Genomic DNA, 16116 nt, shown 5'->3' on the forward strand with positions numbered 1-16116 from the left:
CTGCCCGACGGCGCGCCGGTGCCGGGCGGCTCCGGCGCGCTCCGGGCGGCCGGCTCGGGGACGCCGTCGCCGGACCGGGACCGGGAGCTGTTCGCCGACGGGTTGCTCCGGCTCCACCGGGAGCTGCTCCGCGAGCTGCTCGACGCGGTCGTCGTCCGGCTCGGCCACCGCACCTCGGAGGGCGCCAACCTGCTCAACCGGCAGCTGGTGCGGAGCGCGGTGGCCGACGTCGCGCTGGCTCTCACCGAGGCGGCCGACCTGCTGGCGATCCCCGACCGCACCGCCGCACGCCGCCACCGGATCCACCACGGGCTGGTGGACGCGGGCCGCGTCGCGATCAAGCTGTACGGCGCGAGCGGCTTCGTGGCCGACGGGCCGGGCCGGCTGCTGTACCTCGCCGAACTGCTCGGCAACACCTACCTCCTGCCGGACCGCCGAGAACGAGACGAGGACGGGAATGAGTGAGCCGAGCCCGCGCCGGACAGCCGCGCTCAGGTCCCACATCCGGGAGTTCGCGGGAGAGCTGCGCGGCATCGGCCTGGAGATCGACCGCGATCCGGAGGCGATCGACCGCTGGCTGCACCTCCCCGCCGTGGACATCATGCGCAAGGCCACCGTCCCGGTGGAGTACCTGGAGCAGCCCCTGCGCATCGGCGGGCACACCTTCGACATGAGTTCGTGTCTCGAACACTCCATCGCCATCGAGGAGTTGAGCTACGGCGACGCGGGCTTCATGCTGGCCTGCCCGGGCCCGCTGATGTCCGGCGTGGCGGTCGCCGCGCTGGGGGACGACAAGCAGCGGCAGGCCTACTACGAGCGCGTGGCGGCCCCCGGGTCGACCTGGACCTTCTTCGGACTGACCGAGCCGGGGAAGGGGTCCGCCGCCACCGAGCTGGAGACGGCGCTCACCCCGGACGGGGACGGCTTCCGGCTGAACGGTGCCAAGCGCTACGTGGGCAACGCCGCCTTCGCCCAGCTGGGCGTGGTGTTCTGCCGCCGGGCACCGGGCCCGCTCGGCATCGAGGCGGTGCTGCTGGACACCACGGCGCCGGGCCTGCGGGCCGAGCTGATCCCGACCGTCGGCCTGCGCGGCGCGCGGATCTCCGCGATCCGGTTCGAGGACGTGCGGGTCGAGCGCGAGCAGATCCTCGGCTACGAGACGCTCAAGCCCAGCCGGCGCGGGCTGGTCGGTGCCATCCGGACCCTCCAGCGGTTCCGTCCGGTGCTCGCCGGGACGGCGCTGGGGCTGGTCCGCGCGGTGCTGGACCACGTGCGCGAGGAGCGCCCGCGGCTCACCGGTACGGCGCGGCTGCGGCTGGACGGGCTGGTGGACGCCCTCGCCGCGCTGCGGCACCGGAACTACGAGGTCGCCGCCGCGATCGACGCGGGCGAGGTGCGCGCGGACCGGATCGCCGGGGTCAAGACGCGCGCCGCCGAACTCGCCGAGCGCAGCACCCTGGCCGCCGCCGAACTGCTCGGCCCCGGCTCCCTGCTGGCGGATCCGCTGCTCGACAAGCTGTACCGGGACGCGCGGGCCTTCGAGTTCATGGAGGGCACCGGGCACATCCAGCGGCTGGCCGTCTTTCAGGGCGTGCTCAAGGGCACGTTCCTCCGGTGAGCCCGGTGAGCCCGGTGAGCCCGGTGAGCCCGGTGAGCCCGGTGAGCCCGGTCTCCGCGAGCGCCGTACGGGCCCGGTCCGTCCGGCCGCCGCGGCCGGAGGTGGGCTGACGGTGTGGATCGGTGTCGACGTCCTCCAGGAGGACGAGCTGGCGGCGCTGCTCGGCCGGCCCTGGTTTCGGGCGTACGCCTACGCGCCGGCGGAGCTGGAGATCGCGGACTCCTACGGGGCCGAGCGGGCCCGGGAGTTCCTCACCGGCCGGTTCGCCGGCAAGGAGGCCGTGCTGAAGGTGATCGGCACGGGCTTCGGCGGGGGAGTGACCCCCCGGCAGGTGGCCGTCCTGCGCGCCGACGGCGGGGCTCCGGTGGTCCGGCTCGGTGGCCGGGCCGCGCTGCGGGCCCGGGAGCGCGGCATCGCGCGGATCGGGCTCTCGATCACGCACAAGCGGGGCCTGGTCATCGCCGCCGCGATCGGGACACCGGACGGTGCCGCGGTCGACGCGCCCGCGCCGGTGGCCCGGGCCGGGCACCGGCCCCGGCCGACGAACGGACAGTGAGAGGGGGAGAACCAGTGCCGAGCCCGTCACGACCGTCACGACCACCGCAGGACCGGCCCGCCCCGGGCCGGGGGCGGTGCTCAGCCGAGGAGCCGCTCCGCCATCCGGCGGGCCAGCAGGGCGGGCCCGCCGTCGCGCTCGCGCATCGCCGTGACGATGGCCCCGTCCATCAGCAGGGCGAACTGCGGGGCGAGCTCGGAGTGCCGGCTGTGCCCGGCGGCTTCGAGCAGGCGGTCGAGGAAGTCGGTCACCGCCTGCTTGTGCGCTCCCGCCAGCCGGTACACCTCGCTGGCGGGGTCGAATATCTCCGCCATGGCGTTGATGAACGCGCAGCCGTGGAAGTTGACGTCCGTCGCCCCCTCCGCCAGGGCGTCGAAGACCGCCAGTGGTCCGCCCCCGTGGGCGTCCACGGCGTCTTCGAGCCAGCTGCGCCAGCTCTTGTCCCGGCGTTCCAGGACGGCCGCCAGCAGGGCGTCCTTGCTGGCGAAGTGCCGGTAGAAGGAGGCCCGGCCGACCCCGGAGACGGCCAGCAGTCTCTCCACGCCGACGGCGTGGATCCCCTCGGCATAGAAGAGCTCCTCCGCGGTCTGGAGGAGACGGTCGCGTGCATGGGTCGCCATGGGTCCACGGTAGCGGATCTTGACCGCAAACGGCACCGAGCGGTACCGTTCTCTTGAATAGAACCGATCGGTACCGAATGAAGGAGGGCCCATGGCCCGGCTGACCGCTTCCGACGAGGGAACAGCATTAGTGGCCGACGACGACGCCGCGGGGGCGGCGAAGGCGAGGAGTGCGTGGCGAGCCGTCCTGGTGCTCGGCTTCGGCACCTTCGCGCTCGGTACCGACGAGTTCGTGCTCGCCGGGGTGCTGCCCGAGTTCAGCAAGTCCCTGGACGTCTCGATCGCCACCGCCGGCCAGACCGTCACGGTGTTCGCGCTGACCTGCGCCGTGATGTCGCCGGTCCTCGGCACCCTGACCGCGGGCTGGCCCCGCCACCGGGTGCTCAAGCTCGCGGTCCTGCTGTACATGGTGGGCGTGATCGCGACCGGGCTCGCCCCGTCCTTCGCGATCGTCCTGGCCGCCCAGGTGGTCGCCGCGGCGGGCGCCGGTCTGTACATCCCCGCGGCCAGCGTCACGGCCGCCAGCCTGGTCGAACCCGAACGCCGGGGCCGGGCCATCGCCGCGGTGACCACCGGGCTGACGGCGGCGACGGCCCTGGGCGCGCCGATCGGGACCGTGGTCGGCAGCGTCCTCGGCTGGCGGGCCACGATGTGGTTCATCACGGTGCTGACCGTCCTGGGCCTGCTCGGGGTGCTGGCCCTGGTGCCCCGGGTGTCGGTGCCTGCCCCCGGCGGGCTGCGCCAGCGGCTCGCCCCGCTCGGCGACCGCCGGGTGGTCACCGTGCTCGCGACCACGCTGGTGGCCTTCACCGCCGCGTACATCGTCTACACCTACATGGCCGAGGTGTTCTCCTCCGCGACCGGCGGCAGCGGCACCAGGCTGGCGATCCTCATGTTCGCCTTCGGTCTGACCGGGACGGTCGGCAACTTCTACGCCGGCTCGCTGGTCGACCGGATCGGCGCCCGGCCGGTGGTGGGCGGCGCCATCGCGCTGCTGGCCCTCAGCCTCCTCGTCCTCCCGCTGTCCACCGGCACCTACCCGGCCGCGCTGGTCGTCATCGTCGCGTACGGTGTCGCGGCCTGGGCCATCACGGCCCCACAGCAGACCCGTCTGATCACCCTCGAACCCGAGTCCGCACCCCTGCTGATCTCGCTCAACGCGGCCTTCCTCTACCTCGCCATCGCCTTCTCCGGCGTCATCGGGGCGGTCGGCATGAGCTCGATCGGCGCGAACCGGATCAGCTTCATCGGCGTGGGGCTGGCCGTGGTCGCCCTGGGCCTGTCCGAGCTGGCGCACCGGTTGTCCTCGCGCAACCCGTCCTCGCGCACCCCGGCGGCGGAGCCGTCGGAGGTCGATACGCACCACTGAAACGCCCTCGATCACTCGACGAAAGGCATGCCCGAGATGTGTGGAATAGTCGGCTGGGTGGACTTCGGTCGCGACCTGACCAGGGAGGGAGCGACCGCGCAGGCCATGACGGACACCATGGCCTGCCGGGGTCCCGACGCCGAGGGCGTCTGGACGGCCCCGCACGCGATGCTCGGGCACCGCAGGCTCGCGGTGATCGACATCGAGGGCGGCGCCCAGCCGATGATCACCCCGGAGACCGGTCCGGACGGGCAGCCGCTCGTGGTCCTCAGCTACAGCGGCGAGGTCTACAACTTCCAGGAGATCCGGGAGGAACTGGTCCTGCTCGGCCACCGCTTCCTGACCCGGAGCGACACCGAGGTGGTGCTGCGCTCGTACCTCCAGTGGGGGAGCGAGTTCGTCCACCGCTTCAACGGCATGTTCGGCCTGGCCATCTGGGACACCCGGACGCAGGAGCTGCTCCTGGTCCGCGACCGCCTCGGCGTCAAGCCGCTGTTCTACTACCCGATCGACGGCGGGGTGCTCTTCGGGTCCGAGCCGAAGGCCGTCCTGGCCAACCCGCGGAGCACCGCGACGCTCGACCCGGACGGCCTGCGCGATGCCCTCGCCCTCGCCCGGGTGCCCGGCCGGACCCCGTTGAAGAACCTCTACGAGGTGCGGCCGGGCCACATCCTGCGGGTCGGCCGCGACGGGCTGCGCGAGGAGCGCTACTGGTCGCTGGAGACCCGCCCGCACACCGACGACCTCGCCACCACCGTCTCCACCGTCCGCGAGCTCATCGAGGACGCGGTGAGCCGGCAGATGGTCTCCGACGTGCCGCTCTGCGCGCTGCTCTCCGGCGGCCTCGACTCCAGCGCCCTCACCGCACTGGCCCAGCGCTCGCTCGACGCCAAGGACGGCAGCCGGGTCCGGACCTTCTCCGTCGACTTCGTCGGACTGGCCGGGGAGTTCAAGCCCGAGCAGTTCCGGGAGGCGCCGGACGCCCCGTTCGCCGCCGAACTCGTCCGCCACGTCGGCACCGAGCACCGCGAGATCCTCCTCGACACCGCCCAGCTCGTCGACCCCGGCGTCCGCGACACCGTGCTGCGCGCCTGGGACCTGCCCTACGGCATCGGCGACCACGACCCCTCGCTCTACCTGCTGTTCAAGGCGGTCCGCGAGAGCTCGACCGTCGCCCTCTCCGGCGAGTCGGCCGACGAGGTCTTCGGCGGGTACCTCTGGTTCCACGACCCGGTGGCCTCGCAGGCCGACACCTTCCCCTGGCACGCCATCAACCGGGTGCCAGTGAGCGAGCAGGCGACCAGCTTCCTCGACCCGGGCCTGGTCAAGTCCCTCGACCTGGCCGAGTACGTCGCCGACGAGTACCGCACGGCCGTCGGCCAGGTCACCCACCTGCCCGGGGACAGTGACCTCGAACGGCGGATGCGCCTCGCCAGCCACCTCAACATCACCCGGTTCCTCCAGATGATGCTCGACCGCAAGGACCGGATGAGCATGGCGACCGGCCTGGAGGTCCGGGTGCCGTTCTGCGACCACCGGCTCGTCGAGTACGTCTACAACACGCCGTGGGCGTTCAAGACCTTCGACGGGCGGGAGAAGAGCCTGCTGCGCCACGCCACCAAGGACCTGCTGCCGCAGTCCATCGTGCAGCGCCGCAAGGCCCCGTACCCCTCGACCCAGGACCTCGGCTACGACCAGGCCATCAACCGCGAGCTCGCCCGGATCGCCGCCGACCGGGACGCCCCGGTGCAGCCGCTGCTGAACCTCGACGCCGTCCGGGCCCACCTCGCCGCGCCGGTCGAGAACGCCTACTCCATGATGCAGCGCTCGGTGTACACGGAGCCCCCGGTCCGGCTGGACGCCTGGCTCAGGCTCCACGACGTCCGGCTCGACGGCAGCCTGACCGCCTGACAGCCGGACCGGACCGGCCCGCCGGAGCGCCGGCCCCGGCGGGCCGGCCCTCGGTGGGGCCCGCTTCCGCGTGCCGGTCAGCCGGCGGAATCCGCCGGCTCGTCGGTGCCGAAGCCGGTCACAGCGTGGTCAGCTCGGTGAGGTCGGCGATCACCTCGGAGGCGATCACCGGGTCGAGTTCGGCGAAGGTCGGGAAGGTGCGGTCACGGGGCCAGTAGTCGTCCGGGCGCCTGTCGAGCCACACCGTTTCCACCCGCTGCTCGGGGTACGCGTCGAACCCGCCGACGGCGATGCCGTCCTCCGGGGCGATCACCACGTAGAGGTCGGGCCCGATCCGGCGGGACAGCCAGTGCTCGACGCCGTTGTCCTGGGGCTCGCCGCGCCGCCAGCCGCGCCGTTCCATGCCGACCAGCCGGGTGGTGGGCAGCACCGGACCGTTCTCGAAGCGGGTCAGGCGGTGGCCGGCCCGCTCCTCGTCGCTCAGCGCGTACACCGGGCGGCCGAGCTGACGGAACGGTTGCAGGATCTCGTGGCCGGCGAACAGCTCCGACCAGTCGGCGAGGCCCTCGCCGAGCAGGAGCGGGTGCGCCAGCCGGACGCGGGCCGTGGCCGGCAGCGCGAACGCCTCGTCCCGGACGTCCGCCAGGGTGCGGTCCTCGGCGACGCGGAAGGCCGTCACCGTGCCGTCCGTCCCGGACAGCCACACCAGGCGGCGCACCAGGTGCCACAGCAGCGGATGTCCGATCAGGAGCTGGTCGAACTCCTGTGCCGTCCAAGAGCGTTGGGTGACCATCGCCTCCTCCAAGCGCCGGACCTGGTCCCCCGCCACCGTGCGGACGTCCTTCTTCAGCGCGGCGAAGCGCTTGCGCTCGGCCGGTGCCAGCTCGGCGTCGTCCCGAGCCCCCGGGGCGGGCAGGTCCTTGCGGCGGGCGCCGGCCGCGTCCAGCACGTACGGCTTGAGCTGCTCGTCGAAGCCGACCGTGAACGTCCGGGTGCCGTAGTCGATGACGGTGGTCCCGTCGGCGTCCAGCCCGAAGTCCGGGACGAGGCGGTCGGACAGCTGCTCCCCGGTCAGGCCGAGACCGGCCGCCACCTCGGATATCTTCTCCTGGGCCCGGGTCCTGAGCGCCTTGAACTTCACCCGCTGTGCGATGCCGTGCAGGTGCAGCAGGGCCGTGTCGGTGCCGATGGCGGCCAGCACCTCCAGGCCGTCCACCGCCCGGTGGTGCGCCCCCTCGCCCGGCCAGGCGCGGAGCACCGGCGTCAACAGGCGGACCGTCTCGTCGTCACCGAAGCGGCCGAGCACGTGCAGCGCCCATCCGTCCTGGGCCGGCATGCCGACGAGCCGCCACTGCTCGAACACCGCCCAGCAGAACTCCGTCAGCGACCGCGGCTCGCACAGCCGGGCCACCTCGTCGAGGCCCGGGTAGAACGTCCCGGGTGCGGACAGCGCGAGCATGGTGAGCACGTGCCGCACCGCTTCGGCGGGAAGGGCGCCTTCGCCGTCGCGCAGCAGCAGCTGCGGCAGCATCACCGGCTCCGCCCAGTCGCAGGGCGGGGGCAGCTTCGCCGGGAGCGCGGTCACCAGCGGGTCGGCCGACAGCAGTGCGCCCACGGCTTCCTCCGCCTTCGGCCCGTACTCGGCGGCCACCGCGCGGACCGCCGCCGCGCCGTGCGCCTCGGCGACCACCCGCAGGGCCTGCTCGGCGCCGAGCCGGGCCGCCCCGGCCTTCCCGAGCGCGGCGGGCACCAGCAGCCGGGCTGCGTCCACGCCGTGCCGGACGAACCAGGAACGCGCGGTGCTCCCGGCCGACTTGAGGCGCACCAGCCAGTCCACCATGGTCTCGGCCACCCGGGCGTCCAGGTACGGAAGCAGCAGGGGCGCGTGCGTGGTCGGGTTCCCCACCGCGGCGGCCCGGATCGGTTCGACGGCGTCGGTCCCGAATCGGGCGGCGACCCGGCGCAGGGAGTCCCCGGAGTCCGAGATGCGCTCACTGACGCGCCACTGCGCGAGCAGGGGCCGGGCCAACTCCTCGTCGCCGTCAGCGAACAGCGCGAGCTCGGCGTGCTGTCCGCCGCGGAGCCGGGCGTCCTCGGGCTGCCCGATCCGGGCCCTGATCGTGGCCGCGACCCGCTGCCAGTCCTCGTCCGACCAGCTCGTGTACCAGGGCTCGGAGGCCGTCGCCCACGCCTCGCGCTCACCTGGCAGCCACCGCACCCGCGATTCCCGCGGCACGGCGAGGCCGGTCAGCACGCGGGGCCTGCCGGCGGAGCGCGGCCGCGTCCACGGCGGGCTGGTGAACAGCTCCGGCAGCGAGTCGGGGCCGACCTCCGGCACCCGCTCGCCGAGGTCGGCGAGCGGCTCGACCAGGGCCGCCTGCTCCGGCGTCAGCTCCGGCAGCAGTTCGAGGGCGGTCGCGCGGTGGACGGCGACGTGGCCGGTGAGGAGCTGCCGGGCGAGCTGCTGCGCGGCCGGATCGGTGGCGGCCACCGCGGCCTCGGCGAGCAGGCGCACGGCACGCCGGGGGAAGCGCCGCAGACCGGCCAGGAGGGCGGCGCGGGTGGACTTGATGCCGTCCTGCTGGGCCAGCAGCCCCCGGAAGCCCTCGTCGGAGGGGAGTTCGGCGAGCGCGTCCAGGATCCGCTTCTTGCCCTCCTTGTGGTGGTAGCCGGTGGTCAGGTCGTGCAGCATCACCGGTGCCGCGGCGCTGCCGAGGCCCTCCGCCACGGTCGCGATGATCTCGGTTGACCATCCGTCATAGCCCAGGCATGGCAGTGGGGAGAGCTTCTCCAGCGGTTGCGCCGAGGAGAGCGAGCACAGCAGCATCGACCACTCGACGGCGGCCAGCCGGGAGCCGGACGCGACGCACTCCTCGACCCAGGCGGTCTCGGACGGCACCAGGTACGCCGCCACCACCAGGTGGGTCAGGTTGTTCCGGCAGCCCGCCAGGGCCTCGACCGCCGCGCGGTGGGTCTCCTCGTCGCAGGCCGCCAGCAGCGACCGGACCCGGTCCGCGGCGGGGCGGTACACGCCGTGCCGCTGGTTGGCCCCGCGCCGGACACGGGGGTGGACGGACCTCTGGTGGATCCAGTCGGTCTCGACGGCCGTCGTGAACAGCTCGACGGTGGCCCTGGCCGCGAACGGAAGGCCGAACTCCGCCACCCAGGCGTCCACGGCCGCGCGGATCCCGTTGTTGCCGGGATACGAGAACACGGCGGCGAGCACCGCCGCACCGAGCGGGTCCCGGTTGCCGGACCGGTGGGCGCGGGCGGCCGCGACCAGCTCCGGGTCGCTGTGCTCCGAGGCGAGTGTCTGCTCCAGCCAGTCACCCACCTGCCGCAGCCCGTCGCGGTACGCGGTCACCGGGGCCTTGCCCGGCGCGGACGGCTTCCGGGGAATGCCGCCCCGGCGCGGGATCAGGGCCCGGCGCCAGGCGTCCGGCATGACGAAGACGTCCTCGTCTTCGGGGCCGGCGGCCTCGGCCGTGGGCGCGGACACACCGGGCCGCGCCACGGGCACCGGATCCGCCGCCGCACCCGGCTCGGTGCCCGCCCCCGCACAGATCTCGCGGTAGCCCTTGCGCTCCTTCTCGGCGACCACCTTGGCGAAGTGCGCCCGTGCCTCCTCCGCGGTCGGGAACGCCTTGACCTGCTCCCGCCCGTCCGTACCGGACCGCCCGTACCGGACGGTCACCGCGGCACCGTCGACCGCGGCCTCCCAGAACTTGTCCGAGCCGCCATCGACGAACTCCCAGCGCCGCACAGCCCCGCCCTCTCCTCGAACCGATGATCAGGAGACGAACGTTAGCGAGCCCCACCGACAAGTCCCCGGCCGGCCGCCGCACTCACCTGCTTCTTCGAGTAACAGATGGTAGTCGGTGCGAGGGTCCAGGGGAGGTCGCGGGTGCTCGGGTACCGCTCTGCCGAACAACGGGTGAACGGACACTTGCCACCTCGGGAGCGCGGGGGAGGGGCAAATCGATCGGTGTCACGAAATATCGACCACCTGCCTGGATTCTTCAAGTTCCTTGACGAAGTCCACCGGGACCGTTGACACCGCGTAACGGCCCGAGTAGCGTCACTGATCACCGAGTTGATAATACGTATTATCAGCGATGGCTTCAGTAGCCCCGGAGGAGTTCCCCCGTGTCAAGGATCACGCAGCGTGACATCGCTCGCCTCGCCGGCGTCAGCCAGGCGGTGGTCTCGCTCGTGCTGAACAAGAGGACCGACGCGACGACCCGCATCGCTCCCGAGACCAGGCAGCGTGTCCTCGACGTGATCCGGGAGACCGGGTACGCGGCCGACCCGGTGGCCCGCCGCATGGTGCGTCAGCTCAACCAGATCATCGGCGTGTTCACCTACGAATCGGTGTTCCCGAGCACCAGCGCCGACTTCTACTACCCGTTCCTGCGCGGCATCGAGGAGTGTGCCGAGCAGCTCGGGCGCGACCTGCTGCTGTTCACCAGCGCTCCGGTCACCGACGGGCGGCGCAAGGTGTTCCACGAGAACAACCGGCTGCGGATCGCCGACGGCTGCATCCTGCTCGGCCGGGACATACCGCACGACGAGCTGGCCCGGCTGAACCGCGAGAACTACCCGTTCGTGGCGGTCGGCCGACGCGACGACGCGGGCGGCCCGGTGCCCTGCGTGGGGGCGGACTACGCCGCCGCCACCGAGCAACTGGTCGAGCGGGCCCGGGAGCTCGGGCACCGGGAGTTCGCCTACGTCGGGGCGGGGGAGGGAGCGGAGTCCGCCGACGACCGGATGAACGGGTTCCGCGCCGGCACCCGGGGGAGCGGCCGGCACGAACGGACGGCCGGCCGATCCGCGGGGGAGACCCTGGACGCGCTGCTCGCCGCCGGGGTGACCACCGCCGTGGTCGAGGGCTACGGCGACGGGGTCGCGCTGATCCGGGCGGCCAGGGAACGAGGCGTCGACGTGCCCGGCGACCTGTCGGTCGTGGTGACCGGTGTACCGGCCGAGTCGCCGGACGCCGACATCGCGAGCACCGGCTTTCGCATTCCGCGCCGGGAGATGGGCTGGCAGTCGGTGGAACTCCTCGCCGCCTTACTGGAAGACGAGTCGGCCACCCCGCTCCAGCGGCTCCTGCCGTGCCACTTCGTCGAGGGACGGACCCTCGGCGAACCGAGAGAGGACCGTTTTGACTGAGATACGCAGCGACGTGCTGGTGGTCGGCGGAGGGCTGGGCGGCGTCGCCGCGGCCCTCGCCGCCGCCCGCGCCGGCCGGACCGTGGTGCTGACCGAGGAGTTCGACTGGATCGGCGGGCAGCTCACCAGCCAGGCGGTGCCGCCGGACGAGCATTCCTGGGTGGAGCAGTTCGGCGTCACGGCCGGCTACCGGGCCCTGCGCGACGGCATCCGCGACTACTACCGCCGGCACTACCCGCTCACCGAACGGGCCAGGGCCCGCCTCGAACTGAACCCCGGCGGGGGCTGGGTGAGCAAGCTCTGCCACGAACCGCGGGTCGCGGTGGCGGTCATCGAGGCGATGCTCGCGCCCTACCGCGCGAGCGGGCGGCTCACCATCCTCCAGCCGTACCGGCCGACCGCCGCCGACACCGACGGCGACCGGGTGACCGCGGTGACCCTGACCCACCGCGACACCGGCGAGAAGGTCCACGCCACCGCCTCCTACGTGCTGGACGCCACCGAGACCGGCGACCTGCTGCCGCTCACCGGCACCGAGTACGTCACCGGCTTCGAGTCCGCCGCCGACACCGGCGAGCCGAGCGCCCCGCAGGCCGCCCAGCCGCTGAACATGCAGGCCGTGTCGGTGTGCTTCGCGATGGACCACGTCGACGGCGACCACACCATCGACAAGCCCGCGGACTACGACTTCTGGCGGTCCTACCAGCCCGAGGTGTGGGGCGGACCGCTGTTGTCCTGGCAGTACCCACACCCCAGGACGCTGGAGCGGGTCGGGCACGACTTCAGCCCCAACCCCGGCGACGACCCGCTGGCGGTCATCGCCGACCAGCGCGTCAATCCCGGCAACGCCAACCTGTGGACGTTCCGCCGGATCGCCGCCCGGCGCGCCTTCACCGACGGCGCCTACGCCAGCGACATCACCCTGGTCAACTGGCCGATGATCGACTACCTCGAAGGCCCGGTCCTCGACGTCCCCGACGCCGCCCACCACCTGCGCCGGGCCAGGGAGCTGAGCTTCGCCTTCCTGTACTGGATGCAGACCGAGGCGCCCCGCCCGGACGGCGGCACCGGATTCCCGGGGCTGCGGCTGCGCGGCGACATCACCGGCGGCACCGACGGCCTGGCCCAGGCCCCGTACATCCGCGAGGCGCGCCGGATCAAGGCCGACTACACCGTCGTCGAGCAGGACCTCTCGCTCGCCGTCCGCGGGGAGCGGGGCGCCGTGCGGTACCCGGACTCCGTCGGCCTGGGCATGTACCGGATCGACCTGCACCCCTCGACGGGCGGCGACACCTACATCGACGTCGGCTGCAGCCCGTTCGAGATCCCGCTGGGCGCGCTCCTCCCGCAGCGGGTCGAGAACCTGCTGCCCGCCGGCAAGAACATCGGCACCACCCACATCACCAACGGCGCCTACCGGGTCCACCCGGTCGAGTGGAACATCGGGGAGGCCGCCGGCGCGCTCGCCGCCTTCTGCCTCGCTCACGGCACCCGCCCCCGCGCGGTCCGGGAGAACCCCGAGCTGCTCTCGGCCTTCCAGGACGAGCTCACCGCGGCCGGCGTCGAACTGCGCTGGCCCGACATCACGGGCTACTAGGCCTCCACGCACCACTGAGGGAGAACACCATGTCGATACGTAGAGGGCTGGCCACGGCCGCCGCCGCGATGTCCGCAACGCTGCTCCTGGCCGCGTGCGGTGGAGAGGGCTCGGGGGACGACAAGGGGCCGGTGAGCCTGCGGATGACGGTCTGGACGTCCAACAAGCCGCACCTTCAGCTCTTCAACGAGATCGCCGCCGAGTACATGAAGTCCCACCCCGAGGTCAAGGACATCAAGTTCGACCCGCTGCCGTTCGACAGCTACAGCACGGCGCTCACCACCCAGATGACCGGCGGCAACGCCCCCGACCTCGCCTGGGTCTTCGAGAAGGACGCGGCCGACTTCGTCAGCTCCGGGGCCCTGGTGCCGCTCGACGACACCCTGAAGCAGACCAGCGGCTACCAGTACGAGGACCTGATCCCGAGCACCACCAAGCTCTGGAAGAACGACGACAAGCTGTACGCGTACCCGTTCTCCACCTCGCCGTTCGGTGTCTTCGTCAACCGCGACCTGCTGAAGCAGGCCGGCCAGAAGACCCCGGACGAGCTCATCAAGACGGGCACGTGGGACTGGACGACGGCGCTCGCCGAGGGCGCCGAGGTGCACCGCTCCACCGGCAAGGCCGGCATCGTGATCCGTGACTTCGAGTACAAGGACTGGGGCAACGCGGCCACCTTCTGGGGCGGCTGGAAGGCCGAGCCCTGGAGTGCCGACGGCAGGACCTGCACCTTCAACAGCCGGCCGATGGTCGACGCGATGACCACCCTGCACAAGGCGGTCTTCGAGGACAAGGCGATGCCGGGCCCCGGCGAGTCCGCCGACTTCTTCACCGGCGACGCGGCGATGACCATCACCCAGATCAGCCGGGCGTCGCTGCTGGAGGGCGCCAAGTTCGACTGGGACCTGGTGCCGCTGCCGGCCGGACCGGGCGGCGACTACTCGGTGATCGGCCAGGCCGGCGTCGGCGTGGTCAAGCGGGGCGGCCACACCAAGCAGGCCAAGGACTTCCTCGCCTACTTCACCAACCCGCAGAACTCCGCCAAGCTCGCCGCCTACTTCCCGCCGCCGCGGGAATCCCAGCTCACCGCGGAGAACCTGGCCAAGACCAACCCGCTGCTGAAGAACGAGCAGCTCGAAAGCGTGGTCGTCAACGGCGTCAAGAAGGGTGTGGTCAAGCCGGGCCACGCCGGCCAGGCCGAACTCGCCCAGCGGGTCCGCGCCGGACTGGACCCGCTGTGGCAGCCGAACGCCGACGTCAAGGGCGTTCTCGGCGACCTGTGCAAGAACATCTCCCCGCTGCTGGAGAAGTGACCATGTCCGTCTCCCCGCGAACAGCGGTGGCAGACCCGCCCAAGAGCGGGTCCGCCACCGCGGGGCAGCCGACGCGACGTCCGTTCTGGACCCGGCGCCGACGTGACCAGCTCGCCGGTCTCGCGTTCATCTCGCCCCAACTCATCGGCTGCGCCGTCTTCGTGCTGCTGCCCATCGCCCTGGTCTTCCGGTACAGCCTGCATGAGTGGAACGTGCTGGCCGGCGACTTCCACTACACGGGCGGCGACAACTACACCCAACTGCTGGACGACGCCAACCTGCCCGAGGTACTGAAGTCCACGGCCCTGTTCTCGGTCGGCCTGGTGGTGCTCAACCTCTCCCTGGCCCTCCTGCTCGCCGTCCTGCTCAACCAGAAGCTGCGCGGAATGACGGTGTTCCGCACGCTGTTCTTCTCTCCCGTCGTGGTATCGCTGGTCGCCTGGACCATCGTGTGGGGCTTCCTGCTCCAGGCCAACGGCGGCATCAACGGCCTGCTGCGCACCGTCGGCATCGACGGACCCAACTGGCTGCGCGGCGAGGGCACCGCCATGCTCTCGGTCATCGTCGTGCAGGTGTTCAAGAACGTCGGTCTGAACATGGTGCTGTTCCTGGCCGCGCTCCAGGGCGTGCCCAAGGAGCTGTACGAGGCGGCCCGGGTCGACGGGGCCGGCGCGTGGATCCGGTTCCGGTCCATCACCCTGCCGCTGATCAGCCCGACGATCCTGCTGACGTCGGTGATCACCATCGTGGGTTCGCTCCAGGTGTTCGCGCAGATCGCGGTGCTCACCCAGGGCGGCCCGAAGCTGTCCACCACCGTGCTCGTCTACTACCTCTACCAGCAGGCTTTCCAGTTCCATCACTTCGGCTACGGCGCGACCCTGTCCATCCTCCTGCTGCTGGTCGTGCTGGCGCTCACCGTGTTGCAGTGGCAGATGCGCAAGAGGTGGGTCTTCCATGAATCGTAAAATCCCGCTGCGCGCCCGAGTCGCCCTGTACGGCCTGCTCTGTGTGCTCGCGATCCCCTTCGTCTTCCCGACCTGGTGGATGGTGACGTCGTCGTTCAAGCCCATCGGCGACATCTTCTCCTACCCGCCGAAGCTCTTCCCGACCAACCCGACGCTCTCGGCCTACCAGGAGGTCTTCGACGGGCGCCCGTTCGTCCGGCAGTACGTCAACAGCCTCTACATCGCCGCGCTGGTGACGGTGGGGACGATGATCGTCTCCTCGCTCGCCGGGTACGCCTTCGCCCGCATCAGGTTCCGTGGCCAGAACGCGCTGTTCCTGGTGGTGCTGGTGGGCCTGCTCATCCCGAGCGAGGTCACCATCGTCCCGCTCTTCCAGATGTTCAACGACCTCGGCCTGATCAACACCCACTGGCCGCTGATCCTGGTGCCGATCCTCGGCGCGCCGAGCGTCCTGGCCACGTTCATCATGCGGCAGTTCTTCATCAGCCTCCCCGACGAACTGGAGGAGGCCGCCCGGATCGACGGCATCGGCTACTTCGGCACGTTCCGGCGGATCGCCCTGCCGCTGGCCAAGCCGGCGCTCGGCGCCGTCGCGATCTTCACCTTCCTGCAGAGCTGGAACCTCTACCTGGAACCGGTGGTGTACCTCTCCTCGCCGGAGAAGTTCACCCTGCCGCAGGCGCTCACCCAGTACGTGGACTCCTACGGCGGGGCCATGTGGAACGTCCAGCTCGCCGCGGCGTCGCTGACCGCCATCCCGGTGCTGATCGTGTTCGTCATCGCCCAGAAGCAGTTCATCGAGGGCCTCGCCCACACGGGGCTGAAGTGAACGCCACACTCGGCATCGACATCGGCGGCACCAAGACGCTGGCCGCCCTCGTCGGACCCGACGGCGCCGTGCTCGACCAGGCGCGAGCCGACACCCCGGCCGCGCAGGGCCCGGACGCGGTGCTGCGGACCGCCGCCGACCTGGCCCGGCGCCTCGGCGGCGCCGG

General features: G+C 71.9%; 12 protein-coding genes. 10 read left to right on the top strand and 2 right to left on the bottom strand.

All coding sequences use genetic code 11. From position 1 onward, the window contains the following. From BU198_RS27795 to BU198_RS27805, 3 genes are all read left to right on the top strand, one after another. Positions 1–465, top strand: a 465-nt coding sequence (locus BU198_RS27795) for a hypothetical protein (protein ID WP_188299618.1), incomplete at its 5' end; no start/stop codon positions are given. Further along, positions 458–1618 carry an acyl-CoA dehydrogenase family protein gene (locus BU198_RS27800; RefSeq protein ID WP_188299619.1) on the top strand — a complete coding sequence of 387 codons (1161 nt, stop codon included), beginning with the start codon at positions 458–460 and terminating at the stop codon, positions 1616–1618. The genes BU198_RS27795 and BU198_RS27800, both read left to right, overlap by 8 nt. Before the next feature lie 112 nt (positions 1619–1730). Then, the gene (locus BU198_RS27805; protein ID WP_188299620.1) at positions 1731–2174 is read left to right on the top strand and encodes a holo-ACP synthase; all 444 of its coding nucleotides are present in this window, start codon (positions 1731–1733) and stop codon (positions 2172–2174) included. A gap of 80 nt (positions 2175–2254) precedes the next feature. Here the strand turns inward: BU198_RS27805 and BU198_RS27810 are convergent, their stop codons facing one another. Beyond that, complete coding sequence (locus BU198_RS27810) at positions 2255–2794, bottom strand: TetR/AcrR family transcriptional regulator (protein ID WP_188299621.1); 540 nt, start codon at positions 2792–2794, stop codon at positions 2255–2257. Between the two features lie 91 nt (positions 2795–2885). On the opposite strand from BU198_RS27810, the gene BU198_RS27815 reads away from it, so the two are divergent. Together BU198_RS27815 and asnB are read left to right on the top strand one after the other, a co-directional pair. Continuing rightward, complete coding sequence (locus tag BU198_RS27815; protein WP_188299622.1) at positions 2886–4163, top strand: MFS transporter; 1278 nt, start codon at positions 2886–2888, stop codon at positions 4161–4163. Positions 4164–4199: 36 nt separating this feature from the next. After that, positions 4200–6074 carry an asparagine synthase (glutamine-hydrolyzing) gene (gene asnB / locus BU198_RS27820; RefSeq protein WP_188299623.1) on the top strand — a complete coding sequence of 625 codons (1875 nt, stop codon included), beginning with the start codon at positions 4200–4202 and terminating at the stop codon, positions 6072–6074. A gap of 118 nt (positions 6075–6192) precedes the next feature. Here asnB and BU198_RS43960 read toward each other — a convergent pair whose 3' ends face one another. Beyond that, positions 6193–9837: a WGR and DUF4132 domain-containing protein gene (locus BU198_RS43960; protein ID WP_188299624.1), complete on the bottom strand. Its 3645-nt coding sequence runs from the start codon at positions 9835–9837 to the stop codon at positions 6193–6195. Positions 9838–10220: 383 nt separating this feature from the next. Here BU198_RS43960 and BU198_RS27830 point away from each other — a divergent pair, with 383 nt between their 5' ends. From BU198_RS27830 to BU198_RS27850, 5 genes are read left to right on the top strand one after another with little or no spacing between them, the layout of a single operon-like run. After that, positions 10221–11246: a LacI family DNA-binding transcriptional regulator gene (locus BU198_RS27830; protein WP_188299625.1), complete on the top strand. Its 1026-nt coding sequence runs from the start codon at positions 10221–10223 to the stop codon at positions 11244–11246. A 1-nt stretch (position 11247) separates the two neighbouring features. Further along, the gene (locus BU198_RS27835) at positions 11248–12843 is read left to right on the top strand and encodes an FAD-dependent oxidoreductase (protein WP_188299630.1); all 1596 of its coding nucleotides are present in this window, start codon (positions 11248–11250) and stop codon (positions 12841–12843) included. A 29-nt stretch (positions 12844–12872) separates the two neighbouring features. Beyond that, complete coding sequence (locus BU198_RS27840) at positions 12873–14156, top strand: ABC transporter substrate-binding protein (RefSeq protein WP_188299626.1); 1284 nt, start codon at positions 12873–12875, stop codon at positions 14154–14156. 2 nt (positions 14157–14158) lie between these two features. After that, positions 14159–15121: a carbohydrate ABC transporter permease gene (locus tag BU198_RS27845; protein ID WP_188299627.1), complete on the top strand. Its 963-nt coding sequence runs from the start codon at positions 14159–14161 to the stop codon at positions 15119–15121. After that, positions 15111–15950, top strand: a complete 840-nt coding sequence (locus BU198_RS27850; RefSeq protein ID WP_188299628.1) for a carbohydrate ABC transporter permease — start codon at positions 15111–15113, stop codon at positions 15948–15950. The genes BU198_RS27845 and BU198_RS27850 overlap by 11 nt, the downstream gene beginning before the upstream one ends. Positions 15951–16116: the final 166 nt, after the last annotated feature.

This window comes from Streptomyces sp. CBMA156, from assembly GCF_014596515.1.
Lineage (GTDB): Bacteria > Actinomycetota > Actinomycetes > Streptomycetales > Streptomycetaceae > Kitasatospora.